This window comes from Pseudoduganella sp. GW821-FHT05F09, from assembly GCF_059419605.1.
The window spans coordinates 1,063,667-1,087,963 of sequence record NZ_JBWKSD010000001.1 but is presented as its reverse complement, the minus strand read 5'-3'; the positions used below and the strand labels follow the sequence as shown (position 1 = coordinate 1,087,963).

Below are 24,297 nucleotides of genomic sequence, written 5' to 3'. Positions count from 1 at the left end.
TGAATCCGGCCCCTATAGTAACTGGCTCGCAGGCCGGTCCAGCAGCAGGGCCAGCTCGGCCGCGGGCAGCGGACGGCTGAAATAGTAGCCTTGCACGTGATCGCAGCCCTCGCGGCGCAGGAAGGCCAGCTGTTGCGCCGTTTCCACGCCTTCGGCAATCACGCTCAGCTTCATGCTGTGCGCCAGCGCGATGATGGCGCTGGCGATGGCCGCGTCGTCGGCGTCGCAGGTGATGTCGTGCACGAACGAGCGGTCTATCTTCAGCGAGTGGATGGGGAAGCGCTTCAGGTAGGCCAGGCTGGAATAGCCGCTGCCGAAGTCGTCGATGGACAGCTTCACGCCCATCTCGCTGAGCTGCTCCATGACCAGGGTGGCGGCGTCCGGGTGTTCCATCAGCACGCTTTCCGTGATCTCCAGCTCCAGCCGCGCCGCCGCGCAGCCGCTGTCGTGCAGCGCCCGCACCACGCTTTGGGCCAGGTCCTGCTGCTTGAACTGGCGCGCCGACAGGTTGACCGCCATGCGCAAATCGCCCAGGCCGGCGTCGCGCCATGCCGCCTGCTGCGCGCAGGCCGCGCGCAGCACCCATTCGCCCAAGGGAATGATGAGGCCGGTCTCTTCGGCCACCGGGATGAACTCGGCCGGCGGCACCAGGCCGTGGCCCGGCCGGCGCCAGCGCACCAGCGCCTCCACGCCGTCGACGGCGCCGCTGGCCATGTCCAGCTGGGGCTGGTAGTGCAGCTCGAACTCGTCGCGCTCGACCGCGTGGCGCAGGGCCGCTTCCAGCTTGAGCCGGTCCAGCGTGCGCAGATTCATGTCCAGCGCGTAGAACTGGAACTGCGCCCCGCCCAGCTTCTTGGCGCTGTACATGGCGGCGTCGGCGTTCTTGAGCAGGGCCTGGCTGTCGCCGCCGTCCTTGGGATAGAGGCTGATGCCGAAGCTGGCCACCGGCGTGATCTCGTGGCCGAACACGAACATGGGCTGGGCCAGCGCGTCGGCCAGCTTCTGCGCCACCGCGGCCACCTCCTCGCCGCGCGCCACGTCGGCCAGCAGCACCACGAACTCGTCGCCGCCGAGGCGGGCCACGGTGTCGCCGCTGCGCACGCAGGACTGCAGCCGCGCCGCCACCTCCACCAGCACCTGGTCGCCCGCGTCATGGCCTAGGCTGTCGTTGATGTTCTTGAAGCGGTCCAGGTCGAGGAACAGCACCGCCACCCAGCGGCTGGCGCGGCGCGCGTAGGACACGGCCTGCGTCAGCCGGTCCAGCAGCAGCGCGCGGTTGGCCAGGCCGGTCAAGCCGTCCTGGTTGGCCAGCTGGGTCAGCTCCTGCTCGTAGCGCTTGCGCTGCGCCACGTCCTCGATGACGCCGATCAGCGTGACGCCGTCCTGCTCGGTGTACATGCGCGAGTACGTGGCCTGCACCCAGACCAGATGGCCGGCCTTGTGACAATAGCGCAGCTCGCGGCAGTGGCTGTCGCTCTCGCCGGCCAGCACGCTTTGCAGCGCGTGCCGTTCGGCCGCGTGCTCCTCCGGCGGCAGCACGCCGCACAGCGTCATGCCGGCCAGCTCGGCCTCGGTGTAGCCGAGCAGCGACTGCAGCTTGAAGTTGGCGCGCAGCCAGCGTCCGTCCGGCGAGAGCTGGGCCAGGCCCACGGCCGCCTGGCCGAAGGCGGAACGGAAGCGCGCCTCGCTGGCGCGCAGCTGGGCGCGCGCCTGCAGCGAGGCGGTCACGTCCTCCAGCACCAGCAGCAGCATGCGCTCGCCGTCCAGCGGCACGCGGCTGAGCTTGCAGCGCAGGTGGCGCAGCGGCTGGTCGTCCGGCCCGGCCGTGATCACCAGCTCGTGCTGGTAGTCGGTATTGATCAGCCCGGCGGCGATGCAGTTCTGCAGTTGCAGTTGCGGCGCGTAGGCGGCATAGGGTTGGCCGGCCTTGCTCCCGCTGTCGAGCGACAGCAAGGCCCGCCAGGCGCGGTTCACGGTGCGCACCGTGCCGTTGGCGCACACCGTCATCACGCCGGACGGCATGCTGTCGATCACCTGCTCGGAATAGCTCTTGAGCCGGCGCAGCTCCTGCTCGCCGGAGCGGATATAGGTGTCCAGCGCCAGGCCGAGATCAAAGCACACCACTTTCAGCAGCGCTTCATAAGTCTGCCAGGCCAGTTCGGGCTGGCCGGCCAGCACCTCGCGCAGCACGCCGCCGATGGAGTCCAGGTATTTGCGGTAGGCGCCGATATACCACTGCGGCTCGAGTCCGATGTGGCGGTGCACCAGGCCCACCGCCACGCGGTCGCGCACATAGCCGGCGTCGACCGCGCCGCCTGTCAGGCTGCTGAAATAGTCCGCCTGGGCATGCCGCAGCCGCTCGAAGCGGGTCTCGTCCGCCAGCATGCAGGCCAGCTCGGGCACCGAGCGCAGGTGCTGGTAGAAGCCGTCGACCACCGGCCCGGCGTGCTGCTGCAAGCTGTCGTGGACCTGGCGCAGCAAGAGTGCGTCCTCCGGGCCGAATTCCAGGAAGGCCAGGCGCTGGCGTACCGCGTCCGGCGCCGGCATCATGTCTTCGATCAGCGCGGCAAGGTATTCGGACGTCGTGCGGTTCATTGTTCACCGTTAAGGTTTGTTATATATTCGTTACTGTAATGCAATATATATAAGCGAAACCTTGACATGAATCAAATTGCATCCGAATAGGCACCCGCAAGCAAGGACTCCAGCGCCGGCGCCGGCATGGGCTTGCCGAACAGGTAGCCCTGGTAGGACTGGCAGCCCAGCTGGCCAAGCAAGGCGCATTGCGCGTCCGTCTCCACGCCTTCGGCGATCACGTCCAGATTCAGGCTGCGCGCCATGGCGATTATGGTGCGCACGATGGCCTGGTCGTTGCCGTCGCTGGCCAGGTCGCGCACGAAGGACTGGTCTATCTTGAGCTGGTCCAGCGGCAAACGCTTCAGGTATTGCAGCGAAGAATAGCCGGTGCCGAAGTCGTCCAGTGCGAAGCGCACGCCCATGCCGCGCAGCTGCTGCATGCTGGCGATGGTGTCTTCCATGTTCTCCAGCAGCACGCCCTCGGTCAGCTCCAGCTTCAGCAGTCCCGGATCGACCCCATAGCGCCGCAGCGCCGAATGCACCTGCCCGCAGAAGTCCGGCTGGTGGAACTGGCGCGCGCTGACATTCACCGCCACGGCCAGCTGGCTCATGGCGGGCACGCTCTGCCATGCGCGCAGCTGGGCGCAGGCGCTTTCCAGCACCCACTGCCCCAGCGCCAGGATCTGGCCGCTCTCCTCCGCCAGCGGAATGAAGCGGGCCGGCGACACGGCGCCGCCGTCCGGCTGTATCCAGCGTATCAGCGCTTCGGCGCCGAGCGGGTGCTTCAAGTGGTCCACCTGCACCTGGTAGTACAGCTCGAACTGCTGGGTATCGATGGCGTGGCGCAGCTCCTGCTCCAGTCGCGCGCGCTCGCTGATGCTGTCCTGCATGCTCTGGTCGAAAAAGCGCATGCCGTTGCGGCCGGCTTCCTTGGCCTGGTACATGGCGATGTCGGCCTGCATCAGCACCTCCTCCGGCTTCTGGCGCAGGCCCGCGTGGAACAGCGTAATGCCTATGCTGGGCGTGCTGTGGCATTGGTGCGCACCCAGCGTGTAAGGCAGGTTCAGCGCGGCGGCGAGCTTGGCGGCCAGCGCCTCGCTGCGGGCGGCGGCCTCGCGCGGCTGCGTGCTCAGGCCCTCGATCAGCACCACGAACTCGTCGCCGCCCAGGCGCGCCACGGTGTCGCCCTGGCGCAGGCAGGCGTGCAGGCGCGCGGCGGCCTGCTGCAGCAGCAAGTCGCCTTTGCTGTGGCCCAGGGTTTCGTTGATGGTTTTAAAGTTGTCCAGGTCGATCAGCATCAGCGCGCCGCAATGGCCGCCGGTGTAGGCCGCCGGCAGCGCCTGCGCCAGCCGCTCCTCCAGCATGCGCCGGTTCGGCAAATGCGTGAGCGGGTCGTAGAAGGCCAGGTTCTTGATCTCGTCGCTGGCCGCCTTGCTCAGCGTGATGTCGCTCAGCGAGGCGACGTAGTGCGTGACGGCGCCGCCGGCGTCGCGCACGGCGGCGATGTTCAGCAGCTCCGGATAGACTTCGCCGTTCTTGCGGCGGTTCCAGATCTCGCCCTGCCAGCGCCCGTGCACGCCGATGGCGGACCACATGGCGCGGTAAAACTCGGCGTCGTGGCGGCCGGAACTGAGCACGCAGGGCTTGCGTCCCACCACTTCCGCGCTGGTGTAGCCGGTGATGCGGGTAAACGACTGGTTCACCTGCAGGATGACGCCGGCGGCGTCCGTCACCATCATGCCTTCCGGAGAATCAAAGGCGATGGCGGCGATGCGCAGCTCCGCCTCCGACTGGCGGCGCGCAGTGATATCCGTGTGCGCCACCACGGCGCCGCGCCATTCCGCTTCCAGCGGTGTGGCGCAGATCCGGAACCAGCGCTCGCCCTCCTCGGTCTGCAGGCGGTATTCCGTTTCGAAGCAGGCGGTGTCGCCCGCCAGCACCGAAGCTATGCCCTCGTGCGCCATCATGCTCTGGCTTGCCGCGTGCCTGCCGGCGTGCGCGTGCCAGGCCCGGTTCACCGCCAGGGTGCTCCCATCCGGGCCGAGCACGGCGATCTCGTCGGGCAAGGCATCCAGCAAAGCGCGGGCCGCCAGGCTGTAACCGGGATCTATCTCATTCATGTGGACTCCAGTACCAAAACATTCCCGCAAGGATACTGATTATGGGCAACAGATTTATTGATCTGGATCAAATTTGGCGGGCTGGCGGCGGCGCGGGCACGGCCAGGGACTATGGGATTTTTGATATGGATCAAAGGAATTGCGTGGAGCGCTTGCTATGCTGAGGCTTCAAGTATGAAAGGTTTCTTGCCATAATGAATCACTCGTCACTCCCTCCAGCCACTTGCGCCAATTGCCACTGGCGCGCCCTGTGCCTGCCCTCCGGCCTGGCCGGCGGTGCGCTGGATGAATTTGAGCGCGCGGTATCGCAGCGGCGGGCGGTGGCGCGCCACGAGCGCGTGGAAACCGGCGGCGCACCGTTCGGCCAGCTGCACGCGGTGCTGAGCGGCCAGTTCAAGCTGCAGCGCGCCGCGCCGGACGGCGGCGTGCAGGTGCTGGGCTTCGCCATGCCGGGCGACCTGCTGGGCCTGGACGCCATTGGCCCCGGCCGCTACGGCAGCGACGCCGTCGCCCTGTCGGACAGCGTAATCTGCGCCATCCCCTACCCCGGCCTGGAAACGCTGATGGCGCAGCAGCCCGTGCTGGCGCGGCGGTTGTCCCATCTGCTGAGCGCCAGCCTGGCGCAGCGCCAGGAGCAAATGCTGTTCCTGGGGAATGCGCGCGCCCCGCAGCGGCTGGCGCGGCTGCTGCTGGACCTGGGCGGCCGCTACGGCGAGCGCGGCGGGTCCGCCACCTCCTTCCAGCTGTGCATGTCGCGCGAGGACCTGGCCGCCTATCTGGCGCTGACGGTGGAAAGCGTGAGCCGGCTGCTGTCCATGTTCAAGCAAAACGGCCTGCTGGCCGTGAGCAACCGCGCCATCGAGCTGCGCGACACGGCCGGCCTGCGCGCCGTGGCCGCCGCACCAGCCTACGGCGCCGTCTGAACCATACAAGGAGATTTCATGTTCAAGCACATCCTCGTGCCGGTAGACGGCTCGCCCGCGTCGCAGGTGTCGCTACGTTCGGCGCTGGACATGGCGGCCGGCTACGGCGCCAGCATCACGGCGGTGCACGTGCTGCCGGACGACCACGCGTTCAGCCACCGGCCAGCCGCAGCGCATCCGCCGCAAGAGAAAGCTCCAAGCGACAGCACGGCCCAGGGCCAGGCCCTGCTGGCCGCCGTGAGCGAGGCGGCGCACGCCAGGCAGGTGCCCTGCTACACGGTGCTAGCGCGCGGCGACCGTCCGCACCGCAAGATACTGGAAACGGCGCACGCGCGCGGCTGCGACCTGATCGCCATGGCCTGCCACGGCCAGCTCGGCCTGAAAGGCGTGCTGCTGGGCAGCCAGACGCAAAAGGTGCTGGTGCACAGCCCGGTGCCGGTGCTGGTGTTCCGCGCCGAGTGAGCGCTCAGATCATGCCGTGTTCCAGCGCGTAGCGGGTCAGCTCGGCGTTGCTGGCCATGCCCATCTTGTCCAGGATGCGGGTGCGGTAGGTGGTCACGGTGTTCGGGCTCAGGTGCAGCAGTTCGCCGATGCGCACCAGCGCCTCGCCGGCGGCGATCAGCTTGAACACTTCCAGCTCGCGGTCCGACAGCGCTTCGTGGTCGCCCGCCCCGCCGCCGCCCACCAGCGTGGCCAGCTTTTCCACCAGCGCCGGGCTCACGTGCTTGCCGCCCGCCGCCGCCTTGCGCACCGCCTCCACCAGCGTGGCGGTGGGCGCGTCCTTGGTCAGATAGCCGGCCGCGCCCAGCTTCAGCGCGCGCACCGCGTAGATTTCCTCCGAATAGGTGCTTAGTATCAGCACCGCCATGCGCGGGCATTCGGCGCGCAGCATCTTCAGCAGTTCCAGGCCGTTCTTGCCCGGCATGGTGATATCCACCAGCGCCACGTCGAACTGCTGCTCGGCCACGCGCTGCATGGCCTCCTGCGCGTTGCCCGCCTCGCCCGTCACGGCGATGCCGCTGGCCGTGCCCAGCATCAGCCGCACGCCGTTGCGCGCGATCGCATGGTCGTCCACCAGCAGGACGGTGATCTCGTCATGCGCCATTTTTACTCTCCTCCAGCGGCAGGCGCAGCGTCAGCACGGTGCCGTCCGGGCCGCCCATGATGGCCAGCTGGCCGCCGAAACTGCGGCTGCGTTCGTGCATGCCCAATATGCCCCAGGACTCCCGGCTCAGCAGCCCGTCGGCCGCGATGCCCTTGCCATTGTCGCTTACCGTCAGCCGCAGCGTGTCCGCTTCGCAGCTCACTGCTATCGTCGCCTGCGTGGCCTGCGCGTGGCGCACCACATTGGTCAGCGCCTCCTGCACGATGCGGAACAGCATGGTGCTGCGGTCCGCGTCCAGTTCCAGCGCAGCGGCCTGCGCATCGATACGGCACACGCAACGCAGGCCTGCCCGCAGCGCCACCTGGTCCGCATACCATTCCAGCGCGGCCCACACGCCCAGCTGGTCCAGCACGCTGGGGCGCAGGTCGGTAATCACGCGGCGCACGGTTTCGATGGCGCTCTGCACCAGGTCCGCCGTATCCGCCAGCAGCGGCTCGGGCGTGCTGCCCGCCGCCACCGCCCGCTCCTGCGCCACCAGGACGTAGGCGCGGATGCCGGTCAGCAGCCCGCCCAGTTCGTCGTGGATTTCCTGCGCAATGCGCTTGCGTTCTTCTTCCTTGATGCGTTCCTGGTGCGCGCCCAGGCGGCGCAGCTCGTCCTGCGACTGGCGCAGTGCCTGCAGCAGCTGCTGGGACTTCTGCTCGGCCAGCTTGCGCTCGGTAATGTCGCGTACCAGGCCGGTGTACATGCGCTTGCCGCCCAGCGTCATCTCGGCCACCGACAGGTCCATGGGGAAGACGCTGCCGTCGCGCCGCAGGCCCTGCACTTCGCGGCCCTTGCCGATTATGCGTTTTTCGCCGGTGGCGCGGTAGTGGGACAGGTAGCCGTCGTGCGCGCTGCGGTGCGGCTCCGGCATCAGCATATTGATATTGCGGCCCGCCACTTCCGCCTCCCGGTAGCCGAACATGCGCTCGGCGGCGGGGTTAAGGCGCTCCAGCATGCCGTTTTCGTCGATGGTGATGATGGCGTCCACCGCCGTCTCGAACACGGCGCGCATGCGCGCTTCGCTCTCCTGGAGCGCCTGCTCGGCGGCCTTGCGGGCGCTGATGTCGTGGATGGTGGCCATCACCATGGTCTGGCCGTCCGGGCTGCGCAGCGGCGACAGGCTGACTTCGACCGGGAATTCGCGTCCCTCCCGGTGGCGGCCGGACAACTGCGCGCCGGCGCCCATGGCGCGCGGGCGCGGCTCGGCGCTGTAGCCTTCGCGCAGCGCCTGGTGGCCGTGCCGGAAGCGTTCGGGTATCAGCGTCTCCACCGGCAGGCCCTGCAACTGCTCCTGCGTGTAGCCGAACAGCGCTTCCAGGGCCGGATTGGCGAGCGCAATGGCGCCGCCGCGGTCGACGATGAGGACGGGGTCGGTGGCGGCAGCCAGTAGCCAGGCCAGGCTTTGGTCGGCGATGGGGGGATTTTGCATGCCGCAATCATACGAGGGATGCACGCCCCGGTAAAGCCTCGGCGCCCGTGCGGCGCGGCCGCCCGCAGTCAGGCGGCCTGCTGCTCCGGCGCCAGACGGCCGGAGGCCAGGTCCTGCAGGCCGGCCAGGTCGAGTATGCGCAGGTCGCGGTTGTTCAGGCTGATCCAGCCAGCCTTGCGGAAACGCGCCAGCAGGCGGCTGATGCTCTCGATGGTCAGGCCCAGGTAGCCGCCGATGTCCTCGCGCGACATGCGCAGCTGGAAGCTTGCAGGAGAGAAGCCGCGCGCCGCGTAGCGGGCGCCCAGCGAAGTCAGCATCAAGGCCAGGCGCTGTTCGGCGCGCATATTGCCCAAAAATAGGGCAACAGCCTGCTCGCGCTGGATCTCGCGCGCCATGACGCGGTGGAACTGGTGCATCAGCTCGGGTACTTGCGCCACCAGTTCCTGCAGGCGGTTGAAGGGGATTTCGCACACTTCGCTGTCTTCCAGCGCCACCGCGCTGCAGCTGTGCTGGCCGGTGCCTATCGCTTCCATGCCGAGCAGGTCGCCGGCCATGTGGAAACCGGTAATCTGCTGTTCGCCGCGCTGGTTCACCTGCGCGGTCTTGAAATGCCCCAGGCGCACCGCGTACAGGCTGCCGAAACCCTGCCCCATGCTGAACAGCTGCTCGTCGCGCTGCACCTTGCGGCGGCGCGAGATGATCTGCTCCAGGCGGTGCATCGATTCCTCGTCCAGGCCCTGCGGCAGGCACAGGCGGTTGAAGCTGCACAGGCCGCAGCGCGGCTGGGGCTGCGGCCGCGCTGGGTTGGAGGATGCGATGTGGATGGTGGCGGTGGTCATGGTCGGCTCCGGTGCATGGGCTGCGCTGTCGATGCGGACAGTATCGCGTGCACCGGGCCTGGGCGGTATCGGGTATTCCGGCCAGTTGCTGTAGGGGATCCCCTACAATCCGGCTCAGAAGGTGATTTTCAGGGCCGACGGTGCCCCGGCCAAGGCGCCGGGAGCGCTGGAAATGCCCTCCACGGTCAGGCCTTCCTGGGTCTGGCGGAACGGCAGCGCGCCGTCGCGGCCCAGCTGTTCCACGCCCTTCACCTTGCCCGCGCCCGGGCCGAGCACGCGCAGCACCACCGAGCCGTCGCGCGGCGCGCCGATGGCGTAGACCGCCGCCCCCTTGGCCGTGAAGCGCCACGATTCCTCGCCGAACTGCTTCCAGGGCCGGGTGCCGTAGATGGCCTCGCCATTGGTGTCCAGCCAGGCGCCCACGTCCAGCAAGGTGCGCTGCTGCTCCTCGGGGATGGTGCCGTCCGCCTTGGGCGAGAGGTTGAGCAGGTAGAAGCCGCCCTTGCTCGCCGTGTCCACCAGGCGGCCGATAATGGCGGCGCCGCCGGCCACCTTCATGCCGTTGGTGTAGCCCCAGGTGCTGCCTATGGTGTCGTCCACCATCCACGGGCCGGGGCGGATGTCGGCCGGCGAACGCACGCCTATTTTTTCAAAGTCGATGATGGAGCCGACCTGCCTGGCGTCGTCATTGCTGGGCGCGTAGGCAACGAACTTGGTGCTGATCGAGACTTCCTTGTTCCAGGCCTGGGCGCGGTTGTAGTAATAGGCCGCCAAGCGCAGCTTGAGCGGGTCCAGCACGCGCAGATTGACGCCGTTGTCGAACCACAGGATGTCGGGCTGGTACTGGTCGATCAGCTCCAGGTTGCGGTTCACCCAGTCGGTGAGGAAGCGCTCCATGGCGGGCTGGCTGCGGTCGGCCACGTTGTAGAACGCGGCCCACTCCGGGTCGTACAGGTCGGCCTTGGCCGCTTTCAGGCGGGCTTCCAGCGCTGGCGGGGGATTGATGAAGGTGAAATTCTCCACCCCGTGGTTGGATACGCCGAACTTCATGCCCTCCTTGCGCACGGCGGCCGCCAGTTCGCCGATCAGGTCGCGCTTCGGTCCCATGCGCTTGGCGTTGAACGGCGTGACCCGGCTGTCCCACAGTGCGAAATTGTCGTGGTGCTGGGCGGACGGCATGACAAAACGGGCGCCGGCCCGGCGGAACAGCGTGGCCCACTGCGCCGCGTCGAACTTCTCCTGCTTGAACTTGGGGATGAAGTCCTTGTAGCCGAAGCGTTCCGGCGGGCCGAAGTTGGCGGTGTGCCAGGCCAGGTCGGCGCCGTACATATGCTTTTCATACCATTCGTTGTGGTAGGCCGGCACCGCGTACACGCCCCAGTGCATGAAGATGCCGAACTTGGCGTCCTCGAACCAGGCCGGGGTGCGGTAGTTCTTGCGGATAGACTCCCAGTCCGCGGCGTAGGGGCCGGGCGGCAGCGGCGTAGCGACGGCGGCGTCCGCAGCCGCCACGGTGGCCGGGGTGGCGGGCGGTCCCATCACGCCGTAGTCATACAGCTTGGACTCCGGCACGCCGCCCCGGTCCGGCTTGGGCAAGGGGCCGGCATCCGCACCGGTCAGGATGGACGCGAGGACGGCAAGAGTTAAACCGGACAGCAATGGCGCGCGCAGCATGATTGGCCCCCGTAATTATAAAAATGACGGCTAGCGTATCGCGCGGGCACGTTTCGCGCACGTTTCGCTTTGTATCACTCATAAACATGATTAGATTGCGCCAGCCGTTGACACTGGCGTGACGACTATCGATACTCGGAAGCCATCCTAATCAGACCTATAACAATATCCCCATGGCAGTCATCACCGAGATTGAAGACCTGCGCCTGCAGGCCAAGCGGCGCGTCGCGAAAGCTATTTTTGGCTACGTCGATTCCGGCTCCTACACCCAGGGCACCATGCGCGCCAACAAAAGCGACCTGGAAGCCATCCATCTGCGCCAGCGCGTGGCCGTGAATGTGGACCAGCGCAACACGGCCACCACGCTGGCCGGGCAGGACGCGTCCATGCCGGTGGCGCTCGCGCCGGTGGGCCTGACGGGCCTGAACTACGGCGACGGCGAGATCCTGGCGGCCCAGGCGGCCGAGGAATTCGGCGTGCCCTTCACGCTCACCACCATGAGCATCTGCTCCATCGAGGACGTGGCGGCGGCCACCACCAAGCCGTTCTGGTTCCAGCTTTACGTGATGCGCGACCGCGCCTTCGCCGCCGACCTGATCGCGCGCGCCAAGGCGGCCAAATGCTCGGCGCTGGTGCTCACGCTGGACCTGCAGATCTTGGGCCAGCGCCACGCGGACCTGCGCAACGGGCTTACCGTGCCGCCGCGCCCCACCCTGTCCAATATCGCGGACATGCTGAGCAAGCCGTCGTGGTGCGCCAGCGTCCTGCTGGGCAAGCGCAAGACCTTCGGCAACCTGGACGGCCACGTCAAGGGCGCGCAAGGCCTGTCCACGCTGATGGCCTGGGTGGGCCAGCAGTTCGACCCCACGCTGAACTGGGACGACGTGGAGTGGATACGCAAGCAATGGGGCGGCAAGCTGATTTTGAAGGGCATCCTGGATCCGGAAGACGCCAAGATGGCGGCCCGCACCGGCGCCGATGCGCTGGTGGTCAGCAACCACGGCGGCCGCCAGCTGGACGGCGCCATGAGCTCCATCCGCGCCCTGCCCGGCGTGCTGGAGGCGGTGCAGGCGGAGAATCCGAACATGGAAGTGTGGATGGACGGTGGCATCCGCTCGGGCCAGGACATCCTGAAAGCCTGCGCCATGGGCGCGCGCGGCGTGATGGCGGGCCGCAGCTACATCTACGGCCTGGGCGCCATGGGCAAGCCGGGCGTGAGCCTGGCGCTGGAGATCATGCGCAAGGAACTGGACGTGTCGATGGCGCTGTCCGGCATCCGCGACATCCGCGACGCCAACCGTTCGCACATCGTGCTGCCCAAGCACTGGTAAATCACTGGTAAAGACCAACAGGACCTCCATGCACACCTACCGCACCGCTGGCATTGCAGCGTCCCTGGCACTGGCGCTGAGCGCCGGCGCTGCGGCCGCCCCGGCTCAAATCGCAGGCAAGCAGCTTGAAAACCTGGACCGTGGCGTGCTCGCCATCGCTGCGAATGGCGGCGTCTTCGTCAGCTGGCGGGCGCTGGCGACGGACCCTGGCGGGACGTCCTTCGATCTTTACCGCGACGGCAAGCGCCTGAAGCCGGAGCCGCTGAAAGGCAGCAACTACGTGGACCCGGCCGGCACCGCCGCTGCCGTCTACTCGGTGCGGCCCGTCATGATCCACGGCCGCGAGCAGCCCCTGGCCAGCGCCGGCGCCACCTGGCCGCAGCAATACAAGACCATCCCGGTGCAGAAACCGGCCGGCGGCGTAACGCCCGACGGCCAGAGCTACACCTACGAAATCAACGACGGCTCGGCCGCAGACCTGGACGGCGACGGCAGCTACGAGCTCATAGTGAAGTGGCAACCGACCAATGCGCATGACAATTCGCATGCGGGCTACACCGGCAACACCTATATCGACGCCTACAAGATGGACGGCACGCGCCTGTGGCGTGTGGACCTGGGCCGCAATATCCGCGCCGGCGCGCACTACACCACCTTCCTGGTCTACGACTTCGACGGCGACGGCAAGGCCGAGTTGATGGTGAAAACCGCCGACGGCACCGTGGACGGCAAAGGCACGGTGATCGGCGATGCGAACGCGGACTACCGCAATCCCAAGGGCTACATCCTGTCCGGCCCTGAATTCATCACCGTCTTCAACGGCGAAACCGGCGCCGCCATGGCCAGCGCGCCCTACCTGCCCGGCCGCGGCGACGTGGCCGCCTGGGGCGACGCCTACGGCAACCGGGTGGACCGCTTCCTCGGCGGCGTGGCCTATCTGGACGGCGCCAGGCCCAGCGCCATCTTCTCGCGCGGCTACTACACGCGCGCCGTGATCGCCGCCTGGGACTGGCGCGGCGGGAAACTGAGCAGCCGCTGGGTGTTCGACAGCGACGTGGCGGGCGGCGAAGTGAACCACCAGGGCGCGCACTGGCTGTCCGTGGCCGACGTGGACAACGACGGCAAGGACGACATCATCTACGGCGCGGCCACCATAGGCAGCAACGGCAAAATGCTGTACAGCACAGGCCTGTGCCACGGCGACGCCCTCCACGTGGGCAAGCTCGATCCGCGCCGCGAGGGCCAGCAGATCTTCATGGTGCACGAAACGCCGAGCTGCTACGGCAAGCACGGCATAGAAATGCATGACGCGGCCACCGGCAAGATCCTGTGGAGCGTGGACGGCAAAGGCGCGGACGTGGGGCGCGGCGTATGCATGGACATCGACCCGGCCCACCTGGGCGAAGAATGCTGGGCTTCGGTCGGCGGCTTGATGAGCGCCAGCGGCGTGCAGATCTCCCCCGAACATCCGCGCCGCATCAACTTCGCTTCGTGGTGGGACGGCGACCTGCTGCGCGAGTCGCTGGACGGCACGCGGATAGAAAAATGGAATCCCGCCACCAAGGACATGCAGCCGCTGCTGAATGGTGCGGACTTCGGCGCCGCCTCCAACAACGGCACCAAGTCCACGCCTGTGCTGTCGGCGGACCTGCTTGGCGACTGGCGCGAGGAAGTGGTCTGGCGCAGCGCCGACAACAACTCCCTGCTGGTGTTCAGCACCACCGCGCCCACCACCCACCGCATTCCGGCGCTGATGCAGGACGCGCAATACCGCGCACAGGTAGCGGGACAAAACGCAGGCTACAACCAGCCGCCGCACCCGTCGTTCTACCTCGGCGAAGGCATGGCGCCGCCGCCCGGCGCATTCCGTTTCAGCGCACAAGAATAGTCGGCATACAACACAACAGAAACAGAGACCATGAAGACTCCCCTGCTCGCGGCGCGCCGCGCCACCACGCTGGCCCTGCTGCTGGCCGCCAGTTTTTCCGCCGCCGCACAGAACGGCGAAGCCCGCCGCTTCGATTTCAGCGCACAGCCGGCCGCCGGCTACACCGCCGTCCCAGTGAGCGCCGAATACAGCGCCAGTAAGGGCTACGGCTTCGAACCGGGCGCTGCGGCAGGCAAGCCCTCCTTCTTCTCGGTCGATCTCCCCGAAGGCAATTACAATGTCACCGTCACGCTGGGCGGCACGCCGGAAGCGTCCACCACCACCGTCAAGTCCGAGCTGCGCCGCCTGATGTTGGAGAACGTGCGCACCGCGCCGGGCAAGACCGAGACGCGCAGCTTCACCGTCAACGTCCGCACGCCGAAAATTCCGGCGGTGAACGGCCTGGCGGCGGGCGTGGTCAATCTCAAAGTGCCGCGCGAGACCGTCCAGGAAGCCTGGAACTGGGACCGCCGCCTGACGCTGGAATTCAACGGCAGCCAGCCCGCCGTGCGCTCCATCGAGATCACGCCCGCGCAAACGCCCACCATCTTCCTGCTGGGCGACTCCACCGTGTGCGACCAGCCCGGCGAGCCTTACGCCAGCTGGGGCCAGATGCTACCGCGCTTCCTGAAACCCGGCGTGGCCGTCGCCAACCACGGCGAATCGGGCGAGACCTACCGCGATTCGCTGGCCCGCCGCCGCCTGGACAAGGTGCTGAGCGCCATGCGCCCCGGCGACACGGTCATGATGCAGTTCGGGCACAACGACCAGAAGCAGATCAAGGACGGCAAAGGCGGCCCCTTCACCACCTACAAGGCCGAGATCAAGCAGCACGTGGACGGCGTGCGCGCCCGTGGCGGCGTGCCCGTCATCATCTCGTCCATGGAGCGCCGCGCCTTCGACGCGAACGGCAAAGTCATTCCCTCGCTGATCGACTACGCCACAGCGGCGCGCCAGTCGGCCGAGGAACTGGGCGTGGCCTTCATCGACCTGAACGCGATGAGCAAGCCGTTCTACGAAGCGCTGGGCACGGAGGCCTCCAAGGCCGCCTTCGCCGAACCGCAGCCGGGCCGCATCGACAACACCCACCACAACAACTACGGCGCCTACGAACTGGCGCAAGCCGTGCTGACCGGCATGCGCCAGGCCGGCGTGCCCGCCGCGTCCTTCATTGCGGACGGCTACGGCAGCTTCAACCCGGCCAAGCCGGACCCCGTTGCCAGCTTCGCCGTGCCGCGCAGCCCCACGTTCAGCAACGAGCGTCCGCTGGGCGATGAAGCCAACGCAGGCCCGCAGGCGCGCGCCGGCTCAACCGCCTATCTGTTCACCTACTTCACCAGGAACGGCGAGGATGGCCTGCACCTGGCCGCCAGCGCGGACGGCTACCGCTGGGAGAAGCTGGGCGGCGGCCGCAGCTACCTCGCGCCCAAGGTCGGCATCTCGAAATTGATGCGCGACCCCTGCATCGTGCGCGGCCCGGACGGCACCTACCACATGGTCTGGACCTCGGGCTGGAAAGAGAACAATATCGGCTACGCTTCGTCGAAGGACCTGATCCACTGGTCCGAGCAGAAGGAACTGCCGGTGATGGCGCACGAAAAAGGCGTGCTCAATGCGTGGGCGCCGGAAATCGTCTACGACGACCAGCGCGGCGAGTTCCTGATCTTCTGGGCTTCCACCGTGCCGGGCAAGTTCGCTGAAACAGCCGGCTCCTCCGAGGAGAAATACAACCACCGCCTGTACTCGACCAGCACCAGGGACTTCCAGACCTTCACGCCGACCAAGCTGTTTTACGACCCCGGCTTCAGCGTGATCGACGCCACCTTCGTGCGCGCCAATGGCAAGAACCACTTGCTGGTAAAGGACGAAACCGTGAACCCGCCGCGCAAATACCTGCAGGTGGCGGACGCGCCATCGCTGAACGGTCCGTTCGGCAAGCTCAGTGCGCCCATCACGCCGCAAGGCATGTGGGTCGAGGGGCCGACTGCCATCCAGGCCGGCGAGGACGTGATCGTCTATTATGACGCTTACCGCACCAAGCACTACGGCGCCATGCGCTCGCGCGACCTGGTGAACTGGGAAGACGTGACGGCCAAAATGAGCTTCCCCGACGAAGGCACGCCGGTGCGCATGCGCCATGGCACCGCAATCGCTGTACCCGCTGCGCTGATCGAGCAGCTGCGCGCGCAAAACTGACAAACCACAACGGAGACTTGAATGAAACGACTGCTGCTCGCCCTCGCCACCGCCGCCAGCCTGAATCTGGGCTTGCCACAGACCGCCGCCGCGCTGGACCCGGCCACCACGACCGCCAGCGATCAGAACTACCTGGCGCGCGTGCCTTACCAGACCTATTTCGCAGACTACCTGGCGCTGCGCAAGGGCCGCGAGGCCGACATCATCTTCATCGGCGACTCGATCACCGAGCAGTTCCGCTGGGGCTCGGGCGCTTCGGTGTGGAACCGCCGCTTTGAGCACCGCGCCTTTGACTTCGGCCTGGGTGCGGACCGCACGCAGCATGTGCTGTGGCGGCTCGATAACTTCGACCTGTCCTTCCTGAAGCCCAAGGTGGCGGTCATCATGATCGGCACCAATAACGTGAACAACGAGGCGGAAGACACCGCCGCCGGCATCAAGGCAGTGATCGCGGCCACGCAGAAGAAGTTCGCCGGCGTGAAAGTGGTGGTGGTCAGCATACTGCCGAACTCCCGCGCCGAGCAGCGCATGGCCGAGGTGAACAAACTGGTTGCGCCGCTGGCGGACAACAAGACCATCTGGTATCTGAACCTGGCCGCGCGCTTTACGCCCGAAGGCGATAACTGGAAGGGGCTGAGCGGCGACAAGCTGCACCTCACGACCGCCGGCTACACCATGTGGGCGGATGAGCTGGAAGCCTTGCTGGCCGTGGTGCAGAAATAGTATGAAGAATTTTGTATCCCGCCCGACGGTCATCGCCGCGTGCCTGGCGGTGGCGTTCGGGCCGGCGCTGGCGCAGACGGCGGAGAAGCCGGTGGTGACCATCAAGAAGGATGTCCCGCCGGTGAAGCCGCCGGAACCGCCTGCCACCCCTGCTCCCGCTGCGCCCCCTGAGGAAGCCGATGTTCCCAGCGTGGTGGTGGCGGCCGAGCGGCCCACCAACCGCATAGACCGGCAGGTGTATGACGTGAAGTCCGATGTGGGCAGCAGCAACGGCTCGGCGGCGGACGCCCTGAACAGCGTGCCGTCCGTGGCGGTGGACCCGGACGGTTCGGTCACGCTGCGCGGCAGCTCGAATGTGCAGATCCTCATCGACGGCAAGCCTTCCGCCATGATGCAGGGCGATAACCGGGGCGCTTCCCTGAATGCGATTCCCGCCGAGGATATCGAATCGGTTGAAGTCATCAACAATCCCGGCGCGCAATTCGGCAACGAAGCGGGCGGCGGCCCTATCATCAACCTGGTGATGCGGCGCACGCGCCGGCCCGGCGGCTTTGGCGTGATCAACGCCAACGGCGGCACTGCGGGGCGCTACAACTCCGCGTTCTCGGGTACTTACAACTCGGGTGTGTTCGGCTTCCAGGGCGGCCTCAATGTGCGCCACGACGGCCGCGCTTCGACCAACGAGACGGTGCGCGACCGTATCGACAGCCTTTCCGGCGGCATGGTGCACAGCACCCAGTTCGGCAGCATGTCCGGCCTGAGCGACAACGTGGGCGGCAACGGCGGCGTCACCTACAACATCGGCGCCAAGGACACGCTGGCCGCCAGCATGTCCTTCCAGATCAGGGACAACGATCAGAGTTCGCATGACCGCTACCAGCGCTACGCCGCGGCGGGCGCCGTGGACAGCGACTACACGCGCAGCACGCATCGCGGCGGCGAAGCCCGCAACTATGGCTGGGGCGCGCGCTGGGAGCACAAGGGCAGCATAGACGGCGAAAGCATGAAGGTCGACCTGCGCGTCACGTCGGCCGACAACACCTTCAACAACGCCTACCAGAACGCCTACGCCATCGCGCCGGCCGGCGCGCTGGACCAGAAGAGTTATCAGGACAACGTGACCGGCAACCGCATCGTCGACTTCACCGGCGACTACGAGCTGCCGGTGGACCGCGCCATGATCAAGCTGGGCTACAAGGTGGCGGACAACCGCAGCGACTTCGACACGCTGTACACCAGCGTCGATCCGGTTTCGCAGCAGCCTTACGTCAACCTGCAGCGCTCGAACCGCTTCCACCTCGATGAGAAGAACTTGGCGGTGTACGGCTCCTACCAGACGCGCCTCAACGACAAATGGGGTGTGCTGGGCGGGCTGCGCATAGAGCATACCGACCTGGACGTCGAGCAGTTGACCAGCCATGTCAGCGCCGCCAACAGCTACACCAGCTACATCCCCAGCGCCTACGCGACCTATAAATGGTCCGACGAAACCAATCTGCGCTTCAGCTACGCGCACCGGCTGCGCAGGCCGAACGCGAACGAGCTCAATCCCTTTGTGATCTACCGGGACGAGTACAACGTTTCGGCCGGCAATCCCCATCTGAGCCCGACCAAGACCGACTCGTTCGAGATCGGCTACGAGACCCGCATCGCCGGCATGGAAACGAATCTGCGCGCCTACCACCGCAGGGACAGCGATTCCATCCTGATACGGCGCTACTTCATCAGCGACACGGTGCTGCTGACCACTCCCGCGAACGGTGGCCGCAGCAATGCGAGCGGGCTGGAATTCACGGTGCACGGCAAGCTCACGCCCGCCCTGTCCGTCAATGCGAGCGGCAACCTGGGGCATACGGAGCAGGACCTGGTGGATATATACGGCTTCACGTCGACGCGCACCGCATCGTCGCTGAGCGGGCGCTTGCGGCTGAACTACAAGGCCACGCCGGAAGACGATCTGCAGGCCGCCGTGCAAACGATGGGCCGCCAGCTGATAGGCCAGGGCATGCGCCAGCCGAATACCACGGTCAATTTCAGCATGCGCCATGCGTTCACGCCGAAACTGTCCCTGGTGCTGAACGTGACGGACGCCTTCGACGCGAACCGCATCGAGACCATTACCGATACGGCGTCGCTGAAGGAAAACAGCATACGCCGCTCCGACGGACGGATAGTGTATGTGGGCTTGTCCTATCGCCTGGGAGGATTTACGCCGGGGCCGGGTTCGGTCATGCGGCAGGGCAGCGGCCAGGGACAGGGCCAGCGGGGCTCCGGCGGCGGTGGCGGCGGCGGGCGTTGACCTTGCGTTTTATTTGGCGGAGGCTTTTTCCGCTTCGCTGGACCACACTTTCATGGTCTGCACGGCCAGGAGCTTGCAGCCTGCCGGCGTGTTCACATAGGTGCGCATGAACTGGTAGCGGTTGCTGCGCCAGGTCTTGCCGTCCGCATTCCACGCTTCCACCGTGCTCTGGCCGCGCAGCACCACGGTGTCGCCCAGCGACTGCGCCTGCACGCCGCTGGTGGTGCGGGACTTGGGCACGGTGGCCGCCTTCTTCGCGCGCGCCACCACGGCCGCCTTGTCGTCGATGGACGAGACCAGGTTGTGGACCCAGACAAAATCATCCGCCAGATAGTTTTCCAGGAAGGCCGCGTCGTTGACGCGCGTGGCCTCCTCGTATTGTGCGTCGCGCGCGATCAGGTCCGCAGCGGGCAGGCAGGAAGCGCCTTGCGCGGCAAGCGGCAAGGCGGCGGAGAGCAGCAGCATCAGGGTCGGTTTCATGACGCTATTTTATCAGCTGGTAGACCTTGAAATCGCTGATTTCCTGCCGGGAGTGCGTGGTGCGGAAGCCGAAATACCCGCTGCGCAGCGGCTCGGGGTCGCGGTAGGTGAAGTACGGTTCGCCGTCCACCAGGATGCGCGTGCAGCCCTGGTACACGGCGATGTCGATCTGGTATTCGCGGTTGGGCAGCAGCAGGTGCTCGCTGTCCGCCAGGTCGCCCAGCAGCACGCGCTGGCCCTTGCCGTCGTATTTGCGGAAGCGCGTGGTGGTGTTGGTATTGCCGCCCATGCCCATGTAGTACAGGCTTAGCGCGTCGTATTGCGCAAAGGTGCCGTCGCGCGTGAACAGGTCGGCGTTGCGCGGGTCGCTGGCCATCCAGAATTGGTTCAGGTCCGACAGGCGGTCGTTGACGCCGCCGGCCATCAGCATCTTGCGGCGGTAACTGATCTGGACGTCGCCCGACAGCCTGGATTTGAACCAGACCGTGGCGTCACCCGCAAGGTCCATGGTCAGCTTGCCGCCGGCCGCGGTGATGCTGGAGCCCGGCGCGGCGCGGTACTCGGCCACCCACTGCGACATGTCCTTCTCGAAGCCGTCCTCGTGGAGCAGCGCGCCTGGCCTGCCCCAGCTGCTGCATTCCTGCGCATGCGCCGCCGTCGTCCAGGCGGCGCACCAGACGGACAGTGCGGCCAACACCAGTACAGGCGCCGTGGCCCGGGCAACGCTGCGCATCATTGCTTGCCCTTCGCCGGAGAACCGGACTGGCCCTCCACGGCCTTGCCCTGCGGCGACAGGAAAGGCGCGGCAGGATTGCGGGACAGGCCGTTCAGCGCAGCGATCACGCTGCGGGCGTTGAACTGCGCGCCGGCGTCGTTGGTATGGGTGCGGGCGTCCGAGAAATGGCTGGCCACTTCGGCGGCGCCAATCTGGCGGTAGCCATCGCTGACCACCATCGTCAGGTCCGCAAACTGCGCGCCGCCTGCCGCCGCCACTTCGGCGTCCCACTGCGCGAAGGTGGCGAAGTCGCGGCCCTGCTCCCAGCCGTCCTTGTGCGGCACTGGCGACAGCAGCACAACGGAAGCGCCTTTCGCCTTTGCGTCGGCCACGTATTTGGCCATGTACCAGCCGAAGGTGTGCACCTGCTCCTTCGTTCCGTCCGGTTTCGTGTCTTCCACGGTTTCGGGACCGGTGCCTTTGCCGGACGCCCTGCCCTTCATGGCCGGATCGCCGATGCGGCCGCCATCGTTGTGGCCGAACTGGATCAGCACCACGTCGCCTGCCTTCATCTGGCCCAGCACTTTGTCCCAGCGGCCTTCGGTGAGGAAGGTGCGGCTGCTGCGGCCGCCGATGGCGTGGTTCACCACATTGACCTTGCTGGTGTCGAAGTACGGCGCAATGCGCTCGCCCCAGCCGAAAGCGCCGTTGGTTCCGCCGCTGCGCACGGTGGAGTCGCCGACGATAAAGACGTTGGGCAGCGAGGGATCGCGCGGCACGTCGCCGCGCACTTTGGCGCCGTCCACAACCGGACGCTCATCCTCCGCGGGCGCAATGTCGGCGGCCTTTGCGGCCAGCGCGGACTGCAGCACCGGCAGGCGCAGCGCTTTCAGGCCGGACACCACCAGGCGCGCATTCAACTCAGCGCCGGCCAGGTTGGTGTGCACGCGCTCGTCCGGCGTCACCAGCGGGAACAGCTTCATCACCGCGTCGCGGCCCAACTCGTCGTATTTGCGGGCCGCCAGTTCGTTCAGGTCGATAAAGCCCACGCGCTCCTGGCGCGCCACCTCGGCGGCCCAGCCGGCGTAGTCGCCCTTGCCGCGTCCGACCTTGCCGTCCGCGTCCCACATCTTGCGGGGAATGGGCGAGCAGATGATGGGCGTTGCGCCTTTTGCGCGGATAGCCGCGATGTACTGGCGCAGATACCAGCCGTAGCTGTGCACCGTTTCGTGCTTCCCGGTGAGCAGGTTGTCTATCTCCTGGCTTTCCTCGCCCACGCCCTTGATGGTGCCCCGCGCGCGGCTGTTGTCGTTGACGGCGCTGGAGTCGTTGTGCCCGAACTGCATCACCACCACGTCGCCCGCCTTCACGAATGGCAGCGTGCGTTCCCAATGGCCGCCGCTGATGTAGGTGCGGCTGCTCAAGCCGCCGATGGCGCGGTTGACGACGTTGATCTTGTTCGCGTCGAAGTAGGCGGCGATGGGATTGCCCCAGCCCCACTGGCCTTCGGCGCCTTTGCCCTGCCCGTCGTCGCGGCCGTTGCGCACCGTCGAGTCGCCAATCAGGATCAGCGACGGCAAGGCCGGATTGGCCGGTTCGGGCAGCTGCGGGCGTGCCTGCGCTGGATCGGTGTTGACGGCGGCCGGCAATGGAGCCGATGCGGCCGGAGTATTCTGGGCAAAAGCCGATGCTGCGGCGCAGCAGGCGAGGATGGAAGCGGCGCGCCCCAGCGCCTTCAGGAATGGTTTCATGGCCAAGATTTTATGCCATGATTTTCGCTCTCCTCGCGCGGCTTGCAAAGAATCAGGAAGATGAGCAATTCGGCTGTGAAAATGCGCACACAATCGGAACCCCGCAACCTGAAATCATCCAGATATGAAAACCAGATTCCTCATGCCGACCGTGGCCGCAATCATGATGGCGTGCGCCTTCAGCGGCACGGCGCACGCGCAGATCGGCAAGCGCTTCCCGTCCGAGCGCAAGGTGGTCAAAGATCCCGTCACCGGCACCATGCTCACCTTCCTGACCAGCAAGCCGCATGGGGATTCGAAAATCTACCCCACCCATCCGCAATGGACGTCGGACGGCAAGTGGGTGGTGTTCCGGTCTCGCCTCGCGGGCGGCGAAGCGCTGGCGGTGAACGAGCAGACCGGCGACATCGTCCAGGTGAGCCAAGGCGGCTATACCGGCATGCTGAACCTGGCGCGCAAGGCGATGAAACTGTACTTCATGCGCCCGGACAGCACCAAGGGCAGGCTGCAGATCGTCGAGGTGGACCTGGCGCGCCTGTTTGCGGACAGCGCGGCAGGCACGATGAAGCCCGCCGGCGAATACCAGCGCGTTGCCGGCACCACCCCGGTGGGCATGGAGGCCGGCGGCGACATGGCGCTGGACGCGGACGAAGAATGGGCCTATTTCCGCGTTGGCAAAGACGAGGCAAGCAAGCACCTGGCGCCGGGCGTGAAGCCGGAGCAGCCTTTCGGCCCGCGCGGCATGGGCGCTGGCCCCAACGGCATCGCGCGCATGAATGTCAAGACGGGCGAGATCAAGCATGTGGTGTCTGTGCCGTTCCAGATCGGCCATATCCAGGCCAATCTGTTCAATCCGGGCGAAATCGTGTTCTGCTGGGAGACCGGCGGCAAGTCGCCGCAGCGCACCTGGACCGTGAAAGCGGACGGCTCGGGCCTGCGTCCGCTGTACCCGGAAGCGCCGTATGAATGGGTGACGCACGAAGCGGTGATCTCGAAGGATGAAGTGGCGATGGCCATCATGGGCCACCGCAAAATCCCCGAAGGCGCAGGCGGCGTGGGCGCCCCGGCAACCGACGTGGGCGGCGCCAATCCGGGCCAGGATGCGGCATGGGGACCAAGCGGCACGCGCGAGAAACCGAGCGGCCTCGCCATCGTGAACCTGCGCACGCGTGAAATGACCATCGCCGGCCAGACGCCGTCCGGCAGCGGCTTGTGGCACGTGCACGGCTCCTCGGACGGCCGCTGGGCCGTGGGCGACGATTTCAGCCGCAGCGTCTACCTGATCGACCGCAAGACGCGTGAGATGATCACGCTGACGACCGGCCACAAGGACACGGCCGCCGACCATCCGCACCCTACTTTCAATGCGGACGGCACCAAGATCGAGATCCAGTCCGCCATGCTGTCCGAGGACGGCCGCACGATGAACATCTGCATCGTGCCGGTGCCGGAGGAATGGCTGAAGCGGAAGTAAGACCCGGCTTGCGCTCTAGTCGAGCTGCGTCAGCGTTACGCGGCGCAGCTCGTAGGGCGCGCTTTCCAGCTGAAAGCCGATGCGGCCGGACGACGGCGTGGCCTTGGTCACCTTGTTCTGCAGCACGCCGTTGATGGTCACTTCCACCGTGCCGTCGCGGCTGACGATGTCGGCGCTGTTCCATTCGCCGGCCGGCAGTTCGCTGTCCGCCACCATGTGGGCCTTGATGATGGGCGCCGCGCCCGCCGCGCTGGTTGGCGGTTCGGCGAAGGAGTAGTCCGCCATTGGCAGCAGGTCGCCCACGTTGCCGTTCTTGGTCTGGACTTGCAGGCTTAGCGGCCACACGCGGTCCATCGGGCCTGGGCTGATGTGCAGCAGCACGCCGCCGTTGCCCGGCTTGCCGCTCCAGCGCCATTCCACGTGCAGCTTGTAGTTGCGGTAGCTGGCGGTGGTGGCCAGGAAGCCGGCCGGTTTGCCGGTGGACGCCACCACGCCGCCCGGCAGCATGGTGAACACGCTTTCCAGCGGCGCGGCGGGGGTGGTTTGCAACTCCCAGCCGCTGAAGTCCTTGCCGTTGAACAGGTCCACGGCGCCGGCCTGGCCGGCCAGGCACAAGCCTGCCACGCAGGCGGCCCACAATTTGCTCACTTTAAAATTCGTCATCTGATACGCTCTCCAATACCATGAAA

At 66.7% G+C, this 24,297-nt stretch carries 18 protein-coding genes; 8 read left to right on the top strand and 10 right to left on the bottom strand.

Going from position 1 to position 24,297, the window contains the following annotated elements; translation table 11 throughout:
• Positions 1-12: 12 nt before the first annotated feature.
• Positions 13-2,595, bottom strand: coding sequence for an EAL domain-containing protein (locus AC07S4_RS04580; protein WP_494985466.1), 2,583 nt, complete (start codon positions 2,593-2,595; stop codon positions 13-15).
• A 71-nt stretch (positions 2,596-2,666) separates the two neighbouring features.
• Positions 2,667-4,697, bottom strand: a complete 2,031-nt coding sequence (locus AC07S4_RS04575; RefSeq protein ID WP_494985465.1) for a putative bifunctional diguanylate cyclase/phosphodiesterase — start codon at positions 4,695-4,697, stop codon at positions 2,667-2,669.
• 194 nt (positions 4,698-4,891) lie between these two features.
• Between AC07S4_RS04575 and AC07S4_RS04570 the strand changes: the two genes are divergently transcribed.
• Both AC07S4_RS04570 and AC07S4_RS04565 read left to right on the top strand, forming a co-directional pair.
• Positions 4,892-5,620 (top strand): helix-turn-helix domain-containing protein, encoded by a 729-nt coding sequence (locus tag AC07S4_RS04570; protein ID WP_494985464.1) that lies wholly within the window; start codon positions 4,892-4,894, stop codon positions 5,618-5,620.
• Between the two features lie 18 nt (positions 5,621-5,638).
• Positions 5,639-6,082 (top strand): universal stress protein, encoded by a 444-nt coding sequence (locus AC07S4_RS04565; RefSeq protein WP_494985463.1) that lies wholly within the window; start codon positions 5,639-5,641, stop codon positions 6,080-6,082.
• A gap of 4 nt (positions 6,083-6,086) precedes the next feature.
• Here AC07S4_RS04565 and AC07S4_RS04560 read toward each other — a convergent pair whose 3' ends face one another.
• From AC07S4_RS04560 to AC07S4_RS04545, 4 genes are all read right to left on the bottom strand, one after another.
• Positions 6,087-6,725, bottom strand: coding sequence for a response regulator (locus AC07S4_RS04560; protein ID WP_494985462.1), 639 nt, complete (start codon positions 6,723-6,725; stop codon positions 6,087-6,089).
• Positions 6,715-8,199 (bottom strand): PAS domain-containing sensor histidine kinase, encoded by a 1,485-nt coding sequence (locus AC07S4_RS04555; protein ID WP_494985461.1) that lies wholly within the window; start codon positions 8,197-8,199, stop codon positions 6,715-6,717. The genes AC07S4_RS04560 and AC07S4_RS04555 overlap by 11 nt, the downstream gene beginning before the upstream one ends.
• A gap of 68 nt (positions 8,200-8,267) precedes the next feature.
• On the bottom strand, positions 8,268-9,038 hold the full coding sequence (gene fnr, locus AC07S4_RS04550) for a fumarate/nitrate reduction transcriptional regulator Fnr (RefSeq protein WP_494985460.1): 771 nt from the start codon (positions 9,036-9,038) through the stop codon (positions 8,268-8,270).
• A 114-nt stretch (positions 9,039-9,152) separates the two neighbouring features.
• A complete protein-coding gene (locus AC07S4_RS04545; protein WP_494985459.1) occupies positions 9,153-10,712 on the bottom strand; it encodes an alpha-L-fucosidase in 1,560 nt (519 codons plus the stop codon).
• A gap of 173 nt (positions 10,713-10,885) precedes the next feature.
• Between AC07S4_RS04545 and AC07S4_RS04540 the strand changes: the two genes are divergently transcribed.
• Genes AC07S4_RS04540 through AC07S4_RS04520 form a run of 5 tightly spaced genes read left to right on the top strand, consistent with a single transcriptional unit; the run spans position 10,886 to position 19,188 of the window.
• Positions 10,886-12,043: an alpha-hydroxy acid oxidase gene (locus AC07S4_RS04540; protein ID WP_494985458.1), complete on the top strand. Its 1,158-nt coding sequence runs from the start codon at positions 10,886-10,888 to the stop codon at positions 12,041-12,043.
• 28 nt (positions 12,044-12,071) lie between these two features.
• The gene (locus AC07S4_RS04535; RefSeq protein ID WP_494985457.1) at positions 12,072-13,931 is read left to right on the top strand and encodes a rhamnogalacturonan lyase; all 1,860 of its coding nucleotides are present in this window, start codon (positions 12,072-12,074) and stop codon (positions 13,929-13,931) included.
• Between the two features lie 30 nt (positions 13,932-13,961).
• Positions 13,962-16,166 (top strand): GDSL-type esterase/lipase family protein, encoded by a 2,205-nt coding sequence (locus AC07S4_RS04530; protein ID WP_494985456.1) that lies wholly within the window; start codon positions 13,962-13,964, stop codon positions 16,164-16,166.
• A gap of 21 nt (positions 16,167-16,187) precedes the next feature.
• Positions 16,188-16,889 (top strand): GDSL-type esterase/lipase family protein, encoded by a 702-nt coding sequence (locus tag AC07S4_RS04525; protein WP_494985455.1) that lies wholly within the window; start codon positions 16,188-16,190, stop codon positions 16,887-16,889.
• A 1-nt stretch (position 16,890) separates the two neighbouring features.
• Positions 16,891-19,188, top strand: a complete 2,298-nt coding sequence (locus tag AC07S4_RS04520) for a TonB-dependent receptor domain-containing protein (RefSeq protein WP_494985454.1) — start codon at positions 16,891-16,893, stop codon at positions 19,186-19,188.
• A 9-nt stretch (positions 19,189-19,197) separates the two neighbouring features.
• Here the strand turns inward: AC07S4_RS04520 and AC07S4_RS04515 are convergent, their stop codons facing one another.
• The 3 genes from AC07S4_RS04515 to AC07S4_RS04505 are packed head-to-tail and all read right to left on the bottom strand — an operon-like array spanning position 19,198 to position 22,134.
• On the bottom strand, positions 19,198-19,668 hold the full coding sequence (locus tag AC07S4_RS04515) for a nuclear transport factor 2 family protein (protein WP_494985453.1): 471 nt from the start codon (positions 19,666-19,668) through the stop codon (positions 19,198-19,200).
• A 4-nt stretch (positions 19,669-19,672) separates the two neighbouring features.
• Positions 19,673-20,404 (bottom strand): DUF6250 domain-containing protein, encoded by a 732-nt coding sequence (locus AC07S4_RS04510; RefSeq protein WP_494985452.1) that lies wholly within the window; start codon positions 20,402-20,404, stop codon positions 19,673-19,675.
• A complete protein-coding gene (locus AC07S4_RS04505) occupies positions 20,401-22,134 on the bottom strand; it encodes a rhamnogalacturonan acetylesterase (RefSeq protein WP_494985451.1) in 1,734 nt (577 codons plus the stop codon). The genes AC07S4_RS04510 and AC07S4_RS04505 overlap by 4 nt, the downstream gene beginning before the upstream one ends.
• A gap of 124 nt (positions 22,135-22,258) precedes the next feature.
• Here AC07S4_RS04505 and AC07S4_RS04500 point away from each other — a divergent pair, with 124 nt between their 5' ends.
• Complete coding sequence (locus AC07S4_RS04500; RefSeq protein ID WP_494985450.1) at positions 22,259-23,608, top strand: hypothetical protein; 1,350 nt, start codon at positions 22,259-22,261, stop codon at positions 23,606-23,608.
• A 15-nt stretch (positions 23,609-23,623) separates the two neighbouring features.
• Here the strand turns inward: AC07S4_RS04500 and AC07S4_RS04495 are convergent, their stop codons facing one another.
• Positions 23,624-24,271 (bottom strand): 3-keto-disaccharide hydrolase, encoded by a 648-nt coding sequence (locus tag AC07S4_RS04495; RefSeq protein WP_494985449.1) that lies wholly within the window; start codon positions 24,269-24,271, stop codon positions 23,624-23,626.
• Positions 24,272-24,297: the final 26 nt, after the last annotated feature.